The sequence below is a fragment of the Aeromonas sp. FDAARGOS 1410 genome (assembly GCF_019048745.1).
GTDB lineage: Bacteria > Pseudomonadota > Gammaproteobacteria > Enterobacterales > Aeromonadaceae > Aeromonas > Aeromonas jandaei.
Genome location: NZ_CP077401.1, coordinates 2249463 through 2267885, shown reverse-complemented (window position 1 = coordinate 2267885; position 18423 = coordinate 2249463). Strand labels below are relative to the sequence as shown.

The following is an 18423-nucleotide window of genomic DNA, read 5'->3' as shown; positions in this document are numbered from 1 at the left end:
CCGAGATTAAATTTTGATTTTTACCGTTTCGTCACAATTTGCAGAAAAACGTTTCGCCACACACCAAAATTAAAGGCTGATGCCCAAAATGGGGCATCAGCCTTGTCGGATTACTTTTGTTGCCAAAAGCGGCCAGTAATATTAGTTTTTTTCACCTTTTAGCCGGGTAGGTGCAGGCGTAACAGCCGCCACAATCCCGTCAAGACGGGCCAGTGCCGGCAGTTCACCCTCCAGCCCCATGGCCGCACGGATTACCCCCTCCTTGAACGGAGTCAGCAGGTTGGCCGCGCGCAATCCCACGCCCCGCACCAGCTTCTTGAGCGGGTTGGCACCGCTGAACAGCCGCTTGAGCCCCTCCATCGCCGCCAGCATGCGAGCCGCCTCGCTCTTGCGCCAACGCTCGTAGCTACGCAGGTTGGCGAGCAGGCCGATATCTTCGCCCATGGCATGGTTTTGCAGGATCTGTTCGGCCAGCGCGGCAGCATCCAGCAGGCCGAGGTTGACCCCCTGCCCTGCCAGCGGGTGGATGGTGTGGGCGGCATCACCCACCAGCACCAGCCGCTCGCGGGCAAAATCGCGGGCATAGCGGGCGGTAAGAGGAATCGCGCTGCGCGGCCCCTCCACCTTGCACAGACCGAGCCGTGCATCGAAGGCGGCGGTGAGCTGGCGATTGAACTGCTCGTCATCGCAGGCGCAGAGCGCCTCGGCACGGGCCGCAGGCAGCGACCAGACGATAGAACAGAGGTTCTCCTTCCACAGCGGCAAAAAGGCGAGCGGGCCATCCGGGGTGAAGATCTGGCGAGCAACCGCTTCATGGGGTTCGGCGCAGCGCACCGTCGCCACCAGGGCGTGGTGGCCATAATCCCAACTGGTGAGCGGGATATCAGCCTGACGGCGTACCCAGGAGTGGGCGCCATCGGCAGCAACTACCAGTTTGGCCGAGATGGCCTGACCATCTTCAAGGAGCAGCAGGGCGCCCGCCGGGCCGCTCTGCAGGCTCTTGGCTCTGGCGGGGGTCAGCAGCTGGATATTGCTGACACCTTCAGTCGCCTCAAGCAGCGCCAGCTGGATCACCCGATTCTCGACGATATGGCCGAGGTTGGCCTGACGCAGGCTGGCGGCATCGAAGTCGATATGGCCAAAACTGTCCTGCTCCCACACCGCCATCTTGTCGTAGGCCTGCAGGCGGCGCGCTTCAATGCCGTCCCAGGCGCCAACATGGCGCAGGATCTGCTGGCTGGCGAGGCTCAGGGCGCTGACCCGATTGTCGGCCACCTCCCCCAGCTGCGGGTCGGGTAGTTGCCCCTCGACCACCACCACCTTGAGGGCGCTCTCCTTGAGGGCAGCGGCAAGCCCGAGGCCCACCATGCCACCACCGACAATCACCACATCGACACTTTGCATCTGCATTATCTCATCCTTTCATGGCTGGCCATCGGCCAGCAGAGGGAGGCAGCCTGGCCTCCCCGTTTGCAACTGTTGGACTCTTTGCTGGGCTCTTTGTTGAACTCTGGCGATTTATTGCTGCTGATTATTGCTACAGAGATCGGCAACGAACCCCAGAGTTCGTGCAGCGAGCGGCGCCTTGAGACAAGGCAGGCGCCCCATCAGGGAGAGCGCAAGATTGCGCCCAAACACCAGCGGATCGTGGCTGTTGGAGAAGAGCTGAGCCAGCGAAGAGGTGAGCCAGACGGTCTGCTCCTGATCGCGCTGACGCTGCTGCCAGTAACCGCTCAGCACCTTGAAGCTGCCGATATCCTCGCCCTCCGCCAGCGCCTTGGCCACCGCCCCTGTGAGCAGGTCGAGATCCCGCATGCCGAGGTTGAAACCCTGCCCGGCAATGGGGTGCAGGGCATGCGCTGCATTGCCCACCAGTACGGTACGTTGGGCCAGCGGGTAGTCACAGGCGGTCAGGATCAGCGGATAGATGTTACGCACGCCACATCGCTCGAAGCGACCGAGCCGCCAGCCAAAGGCCTGCTGCAAGCGGGCAAGGAAGGCGGCATCATCGAGCGCCATCAGCTCATCCACCTCGTCCCGTCTGACACTCCACACCAGCGAAGAGAGGCCGCCCTGCATCGGCAGCAGCGCCAGCGGCCCACTCTCGGTAAAGCGCTCGAATGCACGGCCCGCCGGATCCTGCTGGGTTTTAACGGTGGCGATGATGGCGCTCTGCTCATAGTCGTGACGGCTCACCGGCAGCGTTAATTGCTGGCGCACGAAGGAGTTGCCCCCGTCTGCAGCCACCAGCAGGCGGGTATCAATCTGCTCACCGCTCTCGAGGGTGAGAGTCACCCCCTCCTCCCGTGGCGCCACCTCGCGCAATTTGGCCGGACAGATCACCTTGATGTGCGAAATGGCGGCCATCGCCCGCTGCAACTCACTGCCCGCCGCCGCCAACTCGATCACCTGACCGAGCGCAGGCAGCCCATACTCCGCCGCCGAGAGACGAGTCTGACCGCTGTGGCCGCGATCCGAGACATGGATATGGGTAATGGGGGCGCAGTGGGAAGCGAACAGCGGCCAGAGCCCGCGCCGCTCGAGGGCTTCGCAGGTACCAGCCGAGAGCGCAATGGCGCGCGCATCAAAACCGGGGTGAGCAGGAGTTGCGGATGGTTGCGCCTCGGGGGCACTCGCCTCCAGCAGCAGGATGTCGAGGGGCGAGCCGTCCGGCTTGCGCAGGGCCGCCAGCGAGAGGGCCAGCACGGCACCACTCATTCCACCACCGACCAGCGTCACATCGACCTGTCGCACATCAGATTGGGGCATAAGCAGAGAGGGAGAAGTGAAAAACGTGGCCTCATGCTACCACAAAGGCGACCGGCGGATGTGCGCTTGAGGGCAAAAAAGCGGTTATGGCTCACAGGGTTAGCCAGAATATGGCTGACAAAAAGAGCGCCTGTTGGCGCTCTTGCAAAAGGAGGCTGGCTTGCCTGCAACAATCTATCAGTGCAGGGTCGGCGGCGCGCTCGGGGTATCGGGGCGCTTGCCAAACTCTTCGAAGGCCATCATGACCCCCAGCTTGACGTGTTCGTAGAGCACCAGGAAGGAGGCTTCGTTCTCGTCATCTTCCTGATCGAACTCGGCAGAGACCTGAGTGATGCTGGCGATATCCTGGATCATCTCCTGCAGCTCTTCCGACGCACGCGACAGCTCCTGCTGCACTACACCGAAACCGGCCAGAAATGCCTGTGACCAGTCCACCAGCGCATCGATCCGCTCATCGAGGGGAGCATCATCGCTTGGCAACAACAACTCCACCCCTTTTTGAGCCATCAGGCTCTCGACCACATTGTGATAAAGATCGGTCATCACCTGGCGCACCGGGGCCGGCAGCCCGAAACCGTCGTTCACCAAATCGTTGAAATGGGGGACCCAACTCTTCTCATCCAGTGCCACACCACCACACACCAGACCGCAGATCACACCATGGGCCTCGACTGCACTGGCCATCAGCTCATGCTGCTCCATGATGTCGGCCACAGCCGCATATTTAAGGGGGTTTGTTTTGCTCATAGAGGATCCGCTCAAAGTTCAGGCAAATTTGCAGAATTAATGGTCAGGATCCTAGCATTCTCCCTCTTCCAGAGCCAGCAAGGCCTTGAAACTTATGTATCTGCGCTATATAGTCCCGCCCAGTTGTCCACGTGGATAAAGGCGGAAATCAGCTCCGCCGTATTGAGGAAGGCATGAGCACAGAGGCCGTAGAAATCGTCATTTTGGGACGTCCCTACAAGGTATCCTGTCCCCTGGGACAGCAGGATGCCCTGCGCCAGGCCGCCGACCAGCTGACCGATAAACTGATCGACCTGCGTCAACGCTCCAAAGTCTCCAGCAACGAGCAATTGGCGGTCATGGCGGCGCTTAATTTCTGCCATGAGCTCTGTCTTGAAAAAGAGAAGAACCACCAATACTCTGAGACCATGGACAAGCGGATCAAGATGCTGCAGCGCACTATCGAAGCGGCCCTGATCGAGCACGGTCAATATGGCGATTCCAGCGAAGAGGGGCAGCAGCCCTAATCGCAAACTGTTTTGAAATACCCTGGGGTGTTTGTCAGCCGGTTCAAGTCCCCGAGCCGATATTCATACCAAACAGGGGTTCTGCCTTCTGGCTATTGCGCATGCTCGGCACGACCGAGAAGCCTGCGGTCAGATCCGAACCCCGCCTTGAACCGACGGTTCAAGGGCCCAAACCGGCAACGGCATCTCCGGGGTTCCAACTGCAAAAAGCCCGTCACTCATGTGACGGGCTTTTTCTTTTCCTGCTTGTCCACGCAACCAGCCAACCCCCCAGCCCCGCACACCAGAAAAATGCCCCGGATGAACTGTTCATCCGGGGCATCACGGCATTCAAAGTGCAGACGGTGAGCGCAGCCAGCCGCGTTAGTCCGTTTATTTGACCAGCAACAGGTTCTCTGGCTGGCGGGAGGCTGTCACCAGCACCGGAATGGACTTGGAGGTGGGGGTAAACGAGCCGGCGCCGATACTGTCGATGGGCACCAGCGGATTGGTTTCCGGATAGTAGGCCGCGATGTTGCCACGCGGGATCTCGTAGATCACCACCACAAAACCGGTCACGCTGCGCTCGCGCCCATCGTTGCAGATGGCCGCCATGTCGACCCGCTCCCCTTCGGTAAAGCCAAGCTGGCGAGCATCCGCCTCGTTCATGAACACCACGTTGCGCTGGCCCTTGATGCCGCGATAACGGTCATCCATGCCGTAGATGGTGGTGTTGTACTGATCGTGAGAGCGCAGGCTCTGCAGCAGCAGTACCGGCTGATCCGCCATCTGCTCGGCATGGCGGGTACACTCTGGCAACACTGATTGCGGCAGGGTGCTGGCACGAAACTCGGCGCAGCCGCTGGCGGTATTCCAGGTCAGCAGCGCCGCGGAGTTATCGAGATGAAAACCACACGGCTGCTGGATGCGGGCATTGAAATCGGCAAAGCCGGCGATGGTCTGCTCGATAAGATCGCGAATACGAGCATAGTCATCGCGCAGGGCCAGCCAGTCGACCCGCTCGCTGCCCACGGTGGCGTGAGCCATCCGAGCCACAATATCAGTCTCGGAGAGGCAGAGCGGCGACACCGGCTCTGCCGCACCGGTCGAGGCGTGCACCATGCTGAAGGTGTCCTCCACCGTGATCTTCTGGTTGCCGCTGCGCTGGATATCGAGCTCGGTACGGCCGAGACAGGGCAGGATCAGCGCCGCTTTGCCCACCTGCAGGTGGCTGCGGTTGAGCTTGGTGCTGATCTGCACGTTGAGCTCGGCCCTTTTCATCGCCCCATAGGTGAAGTCGGTATCGGGCGCCGCTGCCGCCAGGTTGCCACCCAGGCAGATGAGCACCTTGCTCTTGCCCTCGTCCAGCGCCTTGAGCGCCTCGTAAACGTTGTGGCCACGGGCCCGCGGCAGGCTCACCTGCAGGTGACGCTCGAGCCGGTCGATAAAGGCAGCGGTCGGCTTTTCGTTGATCCCCATGGTGCGGTTGCCCTGCACGTTGCTGTGGCCCCGTACCGGACAGAGTCCCGCTCCCGGCTTGCCAATCTGGCCACGCATCAGGTGCAGGTTGACGATTTCGCGAATGGTATCAACCGAGTGCAGGTGCTGGGTCACCCCCATGGCCCAGCAACTGATAATGCGCTGGCTGGCGGCAAAGACCCGGGCAGCCTGCACGATGTCGGCGCGGGTCAGGCCGGATTGCTGCTCGATCATGGCCCAGTCGGTGGCACGCACCTGCGCCTCATACTCGGCAAAGTGGCGGGTGTGGCGGGCGATAAAGTCGCGATCCACCGCCTCCGGAGCCTCTTCCAGGATGTACTTGGCCATGCCGCGGATGGCGGCCATGTCGCCACCCAGTTTCGGCGTCAGGTATTGGTGGCTGATGGTGGTGGCCGCCGGGGTCAGCAGCTCGAGCGGGCTCTGCGGGCTGGCAAAGCGCTCCAGCGCCACCTCTTTCAAGTTGTTGAAGCTGACGATCTTGCAGCCGCCGCGCGCCGCCTGGCGCAGGGCATTCATCATGCGCGGGTGGTTGGTACCCGGATTCTGGCCATAGACGAACACCGCATCGGCCTGCTCGAAATCATCCAGCACCACAGTCCCCTTGCCGATGCCGACAGACTGGATCAGCGCTACCCCGCTCGCCTCGTGGCACATGTTGGAGCAGTCGGGGAAGTTGTTGGTACCAAACAGGCGGCCAAACAGCTGATAGAGATAGGAAGCTTCGTTGCTGGCACGCCCTGAGGTGTAGAACTCCACCTCATCCGGGCTATTCAGCCCCTTGAGAGTGCCGGCAATCAGGGTGAAGGCATCGTCCCAGCTTACCGGCTCATAGTGATCGGTCGCCGGGTTGTAGCGCATCGGCTCGGTCAGCCGCCCCTGATACTCGAGCCAGTAGTCGCTCTGGCTGGCCAGCTGGCGCACCGAATGGGCGGCGAAAAACTCGGCCCCCACCGTCTTGCCGGTAGACTCCCATGCCACCGCCTTGGCGCCGTTTTCACAAAACTGGAAGGTGCCGTGGTCGTTGTCACCCCAGGCACAACCCGGGCAATCGAAACCGTCGGTCTGGTTGACCCGCAGCAGGTTCTTGATGTTCTGACGGGTCTTCTGGCTGCGCAACACCTGTTTCATGGTGGATTGCAGGGACGAAAAACCGCCGGCTTTGGCGGGCTTTTCAATATGACTCATGGCACTCTCCGATGGGATCCGCCGGGCGATAGCTCGAATAGCTGACCGGGGCATCAAACTTGGGAATATGAACGACGTTGAGGTTGTATTTGAGGGCCAGCCTGACCGCCAGCTGGCTGGGCGATGCCAGGCAGATGAAGTGACGGGCACCAAAGCGGGCGGCTTTTTGCACCAGCTCGCTGCCGCAGCGGCTGGTCACCACCAGGGTGTCGCACGCACTGTGTTGACGCAGCAGCAGGCCGATCAGCTTGTCGAGGGCATTGTGGCGCCCGATATCTTCCCGGCAATGCAGGATCCGCCCCTCGGCATCCAGCGCCAGCGCCGCATGCAGGGCGCCGTATTGCTGTCCCTTGAGCTGCCACAGGGCGATCTGCGCACGCAGCCCCGCCAGCCATGCCCCATCCAGCGGCGGCGTCAGCGGCAGCACCGACAGTGCGGGCAACGCCTGCTCTACCGCCGCTGCGCCGCAGATACCGCAGCCGGTCACCCCGGTCAGCCGGCGCTTGTGCTCGGTCAGAGCGGCCAGGGAGCGGTTGGCGATGGTCACATCCAGCACAATACCCTGTTCGGCTGGCGCGACCTGGATGTCGTGGACTTCGTGGTTATGCCGGATGATCCCCTCACCAAACAGAAAGCCGACGGCAAAGTCGTCGAGATCGTCCGGGGTCGCCATCATCACCGCGTGGTTGATGCCATTGATGTTGATGGCTACGGCTACCTCTTCCACCAGATGACCCAGTGACGGCAAGTTGGCGGGGGTTACGACGGGAGAATGGGCAGGCATGCAGGTTGGCCTAAAAATGCAAACTGCATTCAAGTTTAGAGAGGCGACTGACGCAAAACCAATGAAATAAATCTATATCCTGATAGAGTTGTTCTATCGAAGATGTTTTTTCAATTGATTAATTCTTCAATAGCCGGTTCCACTGCCTCCACTACAACCAGATGAATATCAAGCAACTTCACTACTTTCACGAGCTAGCCAAACACCGGCATTTTGCCAAAGCGGCCAAAGCCTGCCACATCACCCAGCCCACCCTCTCGGCCAGCATTACTGCCCTGGAAAAGAGTGTCGGCACCGATCTGGTGGTACGCACCAGCCAGTTTGTCGCCCTGACCGAGGCTGGCGAGCTGGTACGCCAGTATGCCGAACGGATGTTGCTGGAACAGGAGGCGCTCAAGCAGGAGCTGGCGCTGTTCCAAGGCGAACTCTCCGGCACCCTGCGCATCGGCATCGTGCCCCAGTCCAATCTCGACATCATGCCGTTTATCGCCCGCTGCAAGCAGCGCTATCCCGACATCGCCATTCGCCTGTCGGTGCTCAGCAACGAAACCCTGCTATCACAGCTGGAACTGCATCAGTGCGATATCGGACTGGGATTTGATGAACCCGCCGGCGGAGCTGGCCGGCGCGCCTTTCATGTCTACCCGCAAGGCGCCAACCAGATGGCGGTGCTGATGAACCGTGACGAAGCGGATCTGTACCCGCACAGCGGCGACATTGCGCTTGCTGAACTACAGCAACAGCCGTTGGTGCTGCCCAGCCGCACCATGCAATTTCGTCAATATCTGGATCGCGCCGCCGAGCAGGGTGGGATCTCGCTCAACGTGGTACTGGAGACCGACTCGCTGTTCCATCTGGTCAGCGCCGTACGCCACCGGCTGGGCTGGGCCATCGTCAGCGCCGGCCTCGCCCGCTCTGCCAGCAAGCTCTCGGATCTTGTCTGCCTACCACTCGCTCCGCTGGAGAATATCGGCCATACCGCCTTTTTGACCCGCCAGCAGAGCATTACCCCCGCCATGCGTGCCTTTCTTGAACTGGTAGCAGAAGGTGAACCGGCAAACGCGCCTTGACACAGGACGAGCGGTAGACCTCATTCGGTTCTGGCAAAGAAAAAGCCCGCCAGAAGGCGGGCTTTCAGAGAACAAGCGCGGGCATCAAATCGCCATCTGCTCATGCGGCGAGCCGTGGTGGCGCAGCCAGACAAAACTCAGCGCCACGATCAGCACCATCAGGGTCATGATGGCCCCCAGCGTCACCTGACCGGTCATCGGGAAACCGGCCGCCAGCAGGGTCACCACACCGGCCCCCAGATTCTGCATCCCGCCGAGAATGGCACCCGCGGTGCCGGCCTGACCCGGGAAGGGCTCGATGGCACAGGAAGTGGCGGTCGGGTAGAGAATACCACTACCAATGAAGTAGACAGCCGCACCACCGACCAGCGAGGCGGCACTCACCACCCCGAACAGCCCCGGTACCAGAATGATGAGAGAACCGAGCGCCAGAAAGGCGATGCCAAGACGCATCAGTTTGCCCTGAGTCAAACGGAAGCTCAGCTTGGCAGAGAGCCAGGCACCGAACAGATAGCCGGGCAGCGGCAGCACGAACAGCACGCTCACGGTACGGGCGCTCAGTTTCAGCACATCGCCCAGCAGCACACCGGCCGCCGCTTCAAATACCGCGAGTCCCGCAAAGGTCGCCATCAGGCAGAGCAGGTTACCCTGAAACTTGGGGTTGCCCAGTACATGGCGATAGGCAGCACCGACGCGCAGTGGCTGACGGGCAGCAGCAGGCAGCGTCTCACCAAACCAGGCCATGATCGCCAGAGTGGCTACGGCACCAAAACCGAACAGGAACCAGTAACCGGCACGCCAGTTGAACAGCTCGGTCAGCCAGCCACCCAGCACCGGTGCCAGCAGCGGGGAGAAGATCACCCCCATGCTGACCAGACTGTTGGCGCGGTTGAGCTCGGCACCGTTGTAGCGATCGCGCATCACGGTACGGCTCATGGCGCCACCGGCACCGGTACCCAGCCCCTGAATAAAGCTGCCCACCAGCAGGGCGGCAAAATGGGGGATGACCTGAATGATCAGGGTGCCCACCAGAAACACCATCATGCCGACGATCAGCACCGGACGACGGCCGATGCGATCCGACAGCGGTCCGTAGACAAACTGGGAGAGGCCATAGGGGATCAGATAACAGGCCATCACCGCCTGCAACTGGCCCGAGGCCACATTGAAGTCCCCCGCCATCATGGGAATGGAGGGGACATAAAGGGTCTGGGTCATCTGGCCCACAGCGACCATCAGAATGGTCAATAAAAACAACGGATAAAAACTGTGCCGATCCATATCAGTCCCAAAAAATCGAAAAAATGCTGCCGCCCTCTGGCACAAAATGGCCCAGAGGAATCTGATCACAGAGGCTGTGATGCAATCAAAAACAGTGTTGGAAACAGTAGGCGGGGAGCCCGCCAGACCACCGCACAGGACGCTTGGTGGTATGGGGGCATCATAGTGATTCAGCTCACAGAAAACGAACGAATCTTTATAATCGGCTTGCCTTAGTTTTTCTAATATTACGGGGCAATACGCCCCGTCTGCGGTTCAAAATCAACGTGTTACCATCTGTTGTGCCTGCTTGATCAGCTCATCCGGCTGCTCTTTGCGCGGCGGTATGGTGATCCCCTTCTGGCTGGCAGGCTTCTCGGCCATCCGATCCATCCAGGCTTGCAGATGGGGTAACCCCTCGATGGAGATGCCGCTCCAGTCATAAATCCGCACCCAGGGCCAGGTGGCGATATCGGCGATGCTGTACTCGTCCGCCAGATATTCGTGATGAGCCAGATGGCTGTCGAGCACCTCAAACAGGCGGCGCCCCTCCTTCTGGTAGCGTTCGATGGCGGCGGGGATCTTCTCGGGGAAGTAGCGGTAGAAGACGTTGGCCTGCCCCATCATGGGCCCTACCCCGCCCATCTGGAACATCAACCACTGAATGGCCTGAGAGCGGCGTTTGGGGTCCGCCGGCAACAATTTGCCCGTTTTCTCCGCCAGATAGATAAGGATGGCGCCCGACTCGAATACGGCAAAATCGTCATTATCCCGATCGACGATGGCCGGAATGCGGCCGTTGGGGTTGATGGCCAAAAATTCCGGCTTCTTCTGATCCAGTGCCGAGAGATCGAGAGGAATAACCCGATAGGGCAATCCCAGCTCTTCCAGTGCAATGGCCACCTTGAAGCCATTGGGGGTTGCGGCGGTATAAAAGTCGATCATCCTTCACTCCTTCCTTGCTGATTTGATCACACGAAAAACGGAACATCCTGATGCCCGCGATTGCACCAGATATGGTTTTACCATAAAGAGTACGGCGCACTATCTGCCAGTGATGACAGATCGTGCGCCGCTTGCATAGCTTGCCGAGGGGATCAGTTCAAGACGACGGCCGACTTGCGCTGACGCAGCAGGATAAGACGAGAGAGCAGCGGGAAGTAGGATTCCAGCTTGCGCAGCAGCACCCTACTACACGAGGGGTCTGCCAGCTCTGACTCCTCCAGCACGATGCCGTTGGAGACAAAGTAGAAACGGGGATCGCGCACATCGGGGCCGCAGATGGTGAGATCCTTGTCCCCCTTTCGGATCAACAGCGGCAGTACCGGCAATCCGATGGCATCATCTTCGCCACGGATAAACCCGGCATCCTGCCAGGGGGTATCGCCATCGATCAGCAGGATCGCCGCTTCGGCCTTGGCCGGTTGCCACTCGGTCAGTGGCGTCACGCTGATGTGGGCAAAATGGTCACCATACTCGGGTGATGACCGCAAAATGGCCAGCAGACCTTCACTGGCGCCTGACACGTTTTGACTCACTAATGACAAATTCATGGCTCATATCCCTATGCTCATGGCAGCCAGTATCCGGCTGCTGCCATAAGACTAGCGCAGATCAGGGCTATATTGGAGCCGTCAGATCTGGCAGTCGCAATCAATTGGTCGTAGGGGGATAACAGTTGCCATCGCACAAAATACTGGTATCATACCGCGTCCTTTTATCCCCCGTTCTTTAACATCCAGTGGTGAACCTATGCATCCGATGCTGAATATCGCCGTGCGCGCTGCGCGCAACGCCGGTCAAGTTGTAGTAAAAGCCTTCTCCCAGCCCGAGAACATTGAGGCTATCCAAAAAGGCAGCAATGACTTCGTGACCAACGTTGACCGTGAAGCTGAAGCGGCCATCATTCACACCATCAAAAAATCTTACCCGGAACACAGCATCGTCGCTGAAGAGTCTGGTGAGATTGCCGGTACCAATCCGGACTACCAATGGATCATTGACCCACTGGATGGCACGACCAACCTGGTCAAAGGCATTCCGCACTTTGCCGTCTCCATCGCCCTGCGCGTCAAGGGCAAGACTGAACAAGCCGTTGTTTACGATCCGATCCGTGACGAGCTGTTTACTGCTACCCGTGGTAGCGGCGCCCAGCTGAACGGCTACCGCATTCGTGTCGGCAAGGCCAAAGAGCTGGCTGGCACCGTGCTGGCGACCGGCTTCCCATTCAAGCAGAAGCATCACATCGAGCCTTACCTGAAGATGTTCCAGAGCATGTTCATCGAATGTGCCGACATCCGTCGCTCCGGCTCTGCCGCACTGGATCTGGCCTACGTGGCTGCCGGTCGTGTCGACGGTTTCTGGGAAATCGGCCTGAAACCCTGGGACACCGCTGCCGGTGAGCTGCTGGCAAAAGAAGCTGGCGCCATCGTCACCGACTTCGTTGGTGGTCACAACTACGAAAACTCCGGCAACATCGTGGTTGCCAACCCGCGCGTCCTGAAAGAGATGCTGGGCAAGATCCGCGAAGATCTGCCGGAGTCTCTGGCCAAATAAGCCAGCCTTCGAGCAGACAGATAAAAAAACCGGCGCAAGCCGGTTTTTTTATTGCTGCGATATACCCTGTCAGAGCATTCCAACCAACTGCTTATGCTCTTCTTCCCCGTAGCGCACGCCCCGTTCCCCGTCCCCAAAACAGTTCGCCGCCCTTCTCTCATTAGCAAATACGCCTTAACCAACCTTCTTGAATATCACCGCACACAGGCCGGGATAAGTACCTGGCCTCCTGTTTGTCCTGAGCGTCATCCTCTTGCGAAGAACCCCGACCATCAGGCCTCGTACCCATCGCCAGATAAAAAACACCCGGCACATGGCCGGGTGTCGTGAGGGCATGCAAAACGCCCCGACTTTTTATGAATGAAGAGGCCGGCGTAAGCCAGCCCCTTTATCAGGCGAGGCGGAAGCGGCCGATGGTCTGCTTCAGACCCACCGCCAGCTGGCTCAGCTCCAGACAGGCGCGGGCAGTATGATCGGCGCCCAGAGCCACCTCGTTGGCGGACTCGTTGATCCGCTCGACGTTGCGGCCCAGCTCATCGGAGACCGCATCCTGCTCGCCGCAGGCGCTGGCAATCTGGATCGCCATGTCGGCAATCTGGGCGACCGCCTCTTCAATCTGCTGGATGCCGTTGCTGGTCTGCTCGCTCTGATCCACACACTGGCGGATCATTTCGCAGCTCTGGCCCGTCACCTCTTTGGCCTGATTGGCACGCGCCTGCAGGGTTTCGATGATGGCCACGATCTCGCCGGTCGATGCCTGGGTACGACCCGCCAGGGTGCGTACTTCGTCGGCCACCACGGCAAAGCCACGACCTTGCTCGCCGGCACGGGCTGCTTCGATGGCCGCATTGAGGGCCAGCAGATTGGTCTGCTCGGCGATGCCGCGGATCACATCCACAACGACGTTGATCTGGGCGGATTCACGCTCCAGCTCGGTCACCAGCGTACCGGCCTGCTCGATCTCCTCGGCAACCCGGGTGATGGCCACCAGCGAACGCTGCACATCCTGATTGCCGCTGCGGGCCAGCGCATTGGCAGAGCTGGCAGAGCTGGAGGCGGTTTCGGTATTGCCAGCCACATCGGCCACGGTCGCCTTCATCTGGGTCATCGCGGTCGCCACCAGCGAAATCTCCTGCTGCTGGCTCTGAATGCCCTTGGCGGACTGCTCGGAGACGGCGCTCACCTCCTCGATGGCAGTGCCAAGCTGGGTGACCGCAGCCACCACCTCTTCAATCAGACCGCGCAGGTTGTCCTGCATCTTGAGAGAGGCTTTGGCCAGCATGCCCAGCTCGTCGCGGCCGATATGCTGACGCTCCAGCTGATGGGTCAGATCGCCGGCAGCAATGGCGTTGGCCTGAGCCACCACGGCTTGCAGCGGCAGGCAGATCTGGCGAGTCAGGAACCAGGTCATCACCACCATGAACACCAGCAGGGCACCGATGCTCACCATGGCGAAGGTGGTCACCATGCTGACGCTGCCAAGCAGGCTGCCACGGTTCTCTTTGACGAAACCGAGGTTCACCTGGATCAGCGAGTTGACCGCCTGCTCCAGCGCCCCGAAGAGCGGGTTGGAGGCAAACAGCTGGGTTTTGGCCTGATCATGCTGACCCTGCACCAGCAGCATATCAAACTCGTTTACCGAACGTTGATAAGTGAGCCACTGTTGTTTGGCTTGGTTAAACACCTGGCGCTCGTTGTCGGCCCCTACGGTCGCCTCGTAGGCACGAAATGCCTCGTCAACCTTGCGAATATTCTCCTGAATGCGGCCACGACGGGCCTGCAGGTCGGCAGCATCATCCACCATCAGCAGGGCAAACTGGGCCCGACGTACATAAGAGACGTCGTAGAGCAGGGTTTCGACCGAGAGCACGCTCGGCAAAGTGGAGTCGGTAAAATTCAGCACCCGATCGCGCACGCCGCGCAATTCACTGGAGAGAAAAACACCGAAGACAACGTTGACTGCGGCAATGACCGCAAAAACCACGGCAATCTTTTTGCCGATGGAGAGATTCTTGTAAAACATGATTGGCTGTTGATCCTCAACTGCTGACAAGCAGGTAAACAGTAGCGATCACATCCGTATGAGCTGATCCCGGCCATTCCTGACGGGAGATGGAAGGTTGCGAAAGCGGGGGAAGGACGATTTCGCGAGGCGCGCACTCTATCACAATATCGCCTAATCCTTCACCAGATTTCACCAAATGAATGCAAGCTGATTTCCTTCACAACCCGACATTCATCACAAAATATTTATAGCGACCAAATCATTTCAAATAGTTAACCGATAAATGCAATCGAGGCAGTGGCATGGACAAGGGGCCATCAACTCGTTGTAATGACCAACATAATCCGATGGCGGAGCGCCATCCCCCTTCGTTGTAACCATTTGCTGTAACAAGAGGCCCTGTTTATGGATAACAGCTCATATCTGCCCGCTTCAACCTGGTCTGCCCAGCTGCGTGAACAACTACAGGCGCGGCCACTTACCGCCCTCGGTCTCTTTATCGCGCTGGCTGCCGTCTTGTTGCTGCTGTTGCAGAGTCTCATCATGCTCGCTACAGGCGAGGTGACCAGCGGCGTGCGCTACGGCCTGAGCGGTGGTGCCGCTGGGTTTGCAGCCACCGCCATCGGCGCCCTGCCCGCTCTGTTTCTGCGCTCGGTACCGCAAAAGGTAGAGGACACCATGCTGGGCTTTGCCGCCGGCATGATGCTGGCGGCCAGTGCCTTCTCCCTGCTGCTGCCGGGGCTGGAGGCCGCCGAGGGGATCACCGGCAACGGCTTTAGCGCCGCCGCCGTGGTGGTGGTCGGCATGATCCTCGGGGTGCTGTTGATGCTGGGGCTGGATCAGTTCACCCCGCACGAGCATGACAAAACCGGCCCCTGCGGCCCCGGCCATGAGAGCTGCTCTCGGGTCTGGTTGTTCGTCTTTGCCATCGCCCTGCACAACCTGCCGGAGGGGATGGCTATCGGAGTGAGCTTCTCGCAGGGTGATATGTCGGTGGGGCTGCCGCTCACCACCGCCATCGCGCTGCAGGATATTCCGGAAGGATTAGCGGTGGCACTGGCCATGTGCGCCGCCGGTTTTCGCCCCTCGGTGGCGGTGCTGGTTGCCATCGCCAGCGGCCTGCTCGAACCGGTTGGCGCCCTGCTCGGGGTGGGACTCTCCAGCGGCCTTGCCATCGCCTACCCCATCGGACTTGGGCTCGCCGCCGGCGCCATGCTGTTTGTGGTCTCGCACGAGGTGATCCCGGAGACTCACCGCAACGGTCATCAGACCTATGCCACCCTTGGCCTGATGGCAGGCTTTGCCCTGATGATGACCCTCGACACCGCGCTCGGCTAAAGGCCCCCCTCCTATCTCATCAATGCTTTTTGTCACCTACGGCGCTCCCATATGGAGCGCCGCGCTTCATCTCTCCTTTCGCTTGTGCCTCTCGGCGCCGACGCCATCTTTTGTTATGATCTACAGCAACTTAAATTCAGCCACACGGCTATCAAGACGAGGTCAGCAATGAAAGTAGGTATTATCGGCGCCATGGAGCAAGAAGTGGCCCTGCTGCGCAGCCAGATGAGCAACCCCACCACCCTGCAACTGGGCGGCTGCGAGTTCTATCAAGGGGAGCTGGCGGGCAAAGAGGTGATCCTGACCCGCTCCGGTATCGGTAAGGTCGCCGCCAGCGTGGCCACCAGCCTGTTGCTGGAAAAATTCGCCCCCGACTGCGTCATCAATACCGGCTCTGCGGGCGGCTTTGCCCAAGACCTGCACATCGGTGATGTGGTGATCGCCAGCGAGATGCGTTTCCACGATGTCGATGTGACCGCCTTTGGTTACGAGATGGGCCAGATGGCACAGCAACCCGCCGCCTTCCCCTGCGACGAGAAGCTCATCGCGGTCGCTCAGGATTGCATCGCCGAGCAGGGCAAGCACCAGACCAAGGTCGGCCTTATCTGTACCGGCGATCAGTTCATGTGCAAACCGGACGCCATCGCCAAGGCTCGCGCCGACTTCCCGCAGATGCTGGCGGTCGAGATGGAAGGTGCCGCCATCGGTCAGGTGTGCCACATGTTCAAAGTGCCCTATCTGGTGGTACGCGCCATGTCCGATATCGCAGGCAAGGAACAGGTTGAATCCTTCGATGCCTTCATCGAAGTGGCCGGCAAGCACTCCGCCGAAGTGATTATCAAGATGCTCGGCAAGCTGTGATCGAGACCGGCTCGCTTGATTTGATGGCCGACGCCCTCCTTTCGACGACGGCGGCCATTCTGGTAGGTGCTGCCCTGCTGGAGGCGGTGATCCCGTGGCCATCCCATCTGCGTCTTTCGGCCGTCACGCCCCTGCTGACCCGGCTGGGGCACAAGGTACACAGACCTGATGGTTCGCCCGGCCAGCAAATGCAGGCCGGCCTGCTGGCAATGCTGGTAGTCTGGCTCCCCTGCGCCGCCGGGATCTGGTCGCTGCGCAATCTGGCCCTTAGCGAGCCAGTCTTCGACCTGCTGTTCCTACTGCTGATGCTCGAATCCCGTCCGCTGCGCGAACTCGCCCATGCCACCCGCTCGCTCGCCACGCAGGAGACCCTGCCGCTGGCGAGATTGCAGTCTGCCCCCTGGCTCAAACGGGAAACCGGCAAACTCTCGGCCATGGGGCTCGCCAAAGCGGTGACGGAGAGCTGCGCCCTGCGTCTGGTCGGCCAATGGGCTGGCCCGCTGCTGGGATTTGCTCTGGCCGGCGTACAGGGCGCCCTGCTCTGGCGGCTGGTGCAGCTGATGAATCAAAGCTGGAGTCGCAAAGATCCCGCCTTCGACCACTTTGGTCGCGCCGCCAGCGCGCTCTATCAGGGGCTCAATGCCTCCGTCATTTTGCTGCTGGGGCTGCCACTGCTGGCAAGCCGTCTCAAACAGGCCGCACAGCTGCTGCGAAGTGGCGCGCTCTGGCTCTATCCCGCCATGGGGATGCTGCTCACTCTGCTGGTAGACAAGTGCCGGATCCGCCTTGGTGGCCCTCGCTACTATCAGGGGGTTCTCCAGCGTTGGCCCGTCATCGGCACTGGTGCTGAGCCAGATAGCGAGACACCGCGCAAGGTGCTCAACATTCTGCAAGGGTGCGGCTGGGGCTGGTTGATACTGGCGCTGGTTGTCACGGTAGCGGGGTTATTTCATGGATAGAGTGTTGCGCTTGCCGATCTGGCTGCCCTGCGTGCTGCTTGCCTGGTTGCCCGGTGCCCTGCTGGCCGCCACGCCGACCCGGGTGGTGAGTGTTGTTCCTCACCTGACCGAATTGCTCTACGAGATTGGCGCCGGCGACAAACTGGTGGCCATCGACGATGCCTCAGACTATCCCCCCGAGGTCAAAACCAAGCCAAAGGTGGCGAACTATCGCAGCATCAATGTCGAGGCTGTGCTGGCGCAAAAGCCGGATCTCATTCTCGGCTGGCGCTCGGCTCAATCACGGATACTGGCCCCGTTGGAGCAGCTGGGTATCCCGGTTTTCTACTCAGAGCCTACCGATTTTGCCTCGCTGGCCGAAGAGATGCGGGCGCTGGGCAAATTGCTGGGGGTGGAAAAGAGTGCCAACGAAGCCGCAGATCGCTATTTGGCACGCCTGCATTCCCTGCAACAGCACTATGGCCAACCAACCGGCGTCAAGGTGTTCTACCAGCTCTGGTACCCGCCGCTCACCAGCGTGAGCGGTAACGCCTGGCCCGCTCAGGCCATCGAACTCTGCGGCGGAGTCAACGTCATGAGCAATGCCAGAACACCCTATCCTCAGGTGAATATGGAACAGGTCATCAGGGCCAACCCCGCGCTGATCCTGGCCGGGAGTCAAGATCCTGACGCCCTGCATCACTGGCAGCAGTGGCCAAACCTTGATGCGGTGAAACATCACCGACTGATGCTGGTCAACTCCGATGAGCTGCACCGATTCACCCCAAGAGCCCTCAATGCGGTGGAGGATATATGCCGCACTCTCGCTAAAGCTAGCTCAAAACGTGGTGATAAATAGCCAAAAAACTGCCATTTGAGTTGCCATCGCTTGCATTAAGCTGCACATGGCATAAAAAGTGCTTTA

General features: G+C 60.1%; 16 protein-coding genes and 1 other RNA gene. 8 read left to right on the top strand and 9 right to left on the bottom strand.

Annotated features, from left to right (window positions below; all coding sequences use genetic code 11):
- Nucleotides 1-141: 141 nt before the first annotated feature.
- The 3 genes from I6L40_RS10675 to I6L40_RS10665 all read right to left on the bottom strand — a co-directional run bounded on the left by I6L40_RS10675 (nt 142) and on the right by I6L40_RS10665 (nt 3516).
- On the bottom strand, nt 142-1410 hold the full coding sequence (locus I6L40_RS10675; protein ID WP_216994238.1) for an FAD-dependent 2-octaprenylphenol hydroxylase: 1269 nt from the start codon (nt 1408-1410) through the stop codon (nt 142-144).
- 108 nt (nt 1411-1518) lie between these two features.
- The gene (gene ubiH, locus I6L40_RS10670) at nt 1519-2769 is read right to left on the bottom strand and encodes a 2-octaprenyl-6-methoxyphenyl hydroxylase (protein ID WP_216994237.1); all 1251 of its coding nucleotides are present in this window, start codon (nt 2767-2769) and stop codon (nt 1519-1521) included.
- A 177-nt stretch (nt 2770-2946) separates the two neighbouring features.
- On the bottom strand, nt 2947-3516 hold the full coding sequence (locus I6L40_RS10665; RefSeq protein ID WP_033116025.1) for a UPF0149 family protein: 570 nt from the start codon (nt 3514-3516) through the stop codon (nt 2947-2949).
- A gap of 173 nt (nt 3517-3689) precedes the next feature.
- On the opposite strand from I6L40_RS10665, the gene zapA reads away from it, so the two are divergent.
- Both zapA and ssrS read left to right on the top strand, forming a co-directional pair.
- Nucleotides 3690-4022, top strand: a complete 333-nt coding sequence (gene zapA / locus I6L40_RS10660) for a cell division protein ZapA (protein ID WP_033116026.1) — start codon at nt 3690-3692, stop codon at nt 4020-4022.
- A gap of 16 nt (nt 4023-4038) precedes the next feature.
- Nucleotides 4039-4221: non-coding RNA, 6S RNA (gene ssrS / locus I6L40_RS10655), on the top strand.
- Between the two features lie 173 nt (nt 4222-4394).
- Here the strand turns inward: ssrS and I6L40_RS10650 are convergent.
- Nucleotides 4395-6686 (bottom strand): FdhF/YdeP family oxidoreductase, encoded by a 2292-nt coding sequence (locus tag I6L40_RS10650; protein ID WP_216994236.1) that lies wholly within the window; start codon nt 6684-6686, stop codon nt 4395-4397.
- Nucleotides 6673-7470: a formate dehydrogenase accessory sulfurtransferase FdhD gene (fdhD, locus tag I6L40_RS10645; protein WP_216994235.1), complete on the bottom strand. Its 798-nt coding sequence runs from the start codon at nt 7468-7470 to the stop codon at nt 6673-6675. Before fdhD ends, I6L40_RS10650 begins: the two co-directional genes overlap by 14 nt.
- A gap of 161 nt (nt 7471-7631) precedes the next feature.
- Here fdhD and I6L40_RS10640 point away from each other — a divergent pair, with 161 nt between their 5' ends.
- Nucleotides 7632-8540 carry a LysR family transcriptional regulator gene (locus I6L40_RS10640; protein ID WP_071911505.1) on the top strand — a complete coding sequence of 303 codons (909 nt, stop codon included), beginning with the start codon at nt 7632-7634 and terminating at the stop codon, nt 8538-8540.
- A gap of 84 nt (nt 8541-8624) precedes the next feature.
- Here the strand turns inward: I6L40_RS10640 and emrD are convergent, their stop codons facing one another.
- The 3 genes from emrD to I6L40_RS10625 all read right to left on the bottom strand — a co-directional run bounded on the left by emrD (nt 8625) and on the right by I6L40_RS10625 (nt 11353).
- A complete protein-coding gene (gene emrD / locus I6L40_RS10635) occupies nt 8625-9821 on the bottom strand; it encodes a multidrug efflux MFS transporter EmrD (RefSeq protein ID WP_005333920.1) in 1197 nt (398 codons plus the stop codon).
- A 261-nt stretch (nt 9822-10082) separates the two neighbouring features.
- Nucleotides 10083-10745 carry a glutathione S-transferase family protein gene (locus tag I6L40_RS10630; protein ID WP_071911507.1) on the bottom strand — a complete coding sequence of 221 codons (663 nt, stop codon included), beginning with the start codon at nt 10743-10745 and terminating at the stop codon, nt 10083-10085.
- A gap of 152 nt (nt 10746-10897) precedes the next feature.
- Nucleotides 10898-11353, bottom strand: coding sequence for a hypothetical protein (locus I6L40_RS10625; RefSeq protein WP_042030005.1), 456 nt, complete (start codon nt 11351-11353; stop codon nt 10898-10900).
- A 199-nt stretch (nt 11354-11552) separates the two neighbouring features.
- Between I6L40_RS10625 and suhB the strand changes: the two genes are divergently transcribed.
- Nucleotides 11553-12356, top strand: coding sequence for an inositol-1-monophosphatase (gene suhB, locus I6L40_RS10620; RefSeq protein ID WP_162516794.1), 804 nt, complete (start codon nt 11553-11555; stop codon nt 12354-12356).
- A 391-nt stretch (nt 12357-12747) separates the two neighbouring features.
- Here suhB and I6L40_RS10615 read toward each other — a convergent pair whose 3' ends face one another.
- Entirely contained in the window at nt 12748-14379 is a 1632-nt protein-coding gene (locus I6L40_RS10615; protein WP_033116033.1) for a methyl-accepting chemotaxis protein, read from the bottom strand.
- A 387-nt stretch (nt 14380-14766) separates the two neighbouring features.
- On the opposite strand from I6L40_RS10615, the gene I6L40_RS10610 reads away from it, so the two are divergent.
- The 4 genes from I6L40_RS10610 to I6L40_RS10595 all read left to right on the top strand — a co-directional run bounded on the left by I6L40_RS10610 (nt 14767) and on the right by I6L40_RS10595 (nt 18357).
- Complete coding sequence (locus I6L40_RS10610; protein ID WP_216994234.1) at nt 14767-15699, top strand: ZIP family metal transporter; 933 nt, start codon at nt 14767-14769, stop codon at nt 15697-15699.
- Between the two features lie 168 nt (nt 15700-15867).
- On the top strand, nt 15868-16560 hold the full coding sequence (mtnN, locus tag I6L40_RS10605) for a 5'-methylthioadenosine/S-adenosylhomocysteine nucleosidase (protein WP_021230869.1): 693 nt from the start codon (nt 15868-15870) through the stop codon (nt 16558-16560).
- Nucleotides 16557-17519: a cobalamin biosynthesis protein gene (locus tag I6L40_RS10600; protein WP_216994233.1), complete on the top strand. Its 963-nt coding sequence runs from the start codon at nt 16557-16559 to the stop codon at nt 17517-17519. The genes mtnN and I6L40_RS10600 overlap by 4 nt, the downstream gene beginning before the upstream one ends.
- Entirely contained in the window at nt 17512-18357 is an 846-nt protein-coding gene (locus I6L40_RS10595) for a cobalamin-binding protein (RefSeq protein WP_254204014.1), read from the top strand. The genes I6L40_RS10600 and I6L40_RS10595 overlap by 8 nt, the downstream gene beginning before the upstream one ends.
- The last annotated feature ends 66 nt before the right edge of the window (nt 18358-18423 follow it).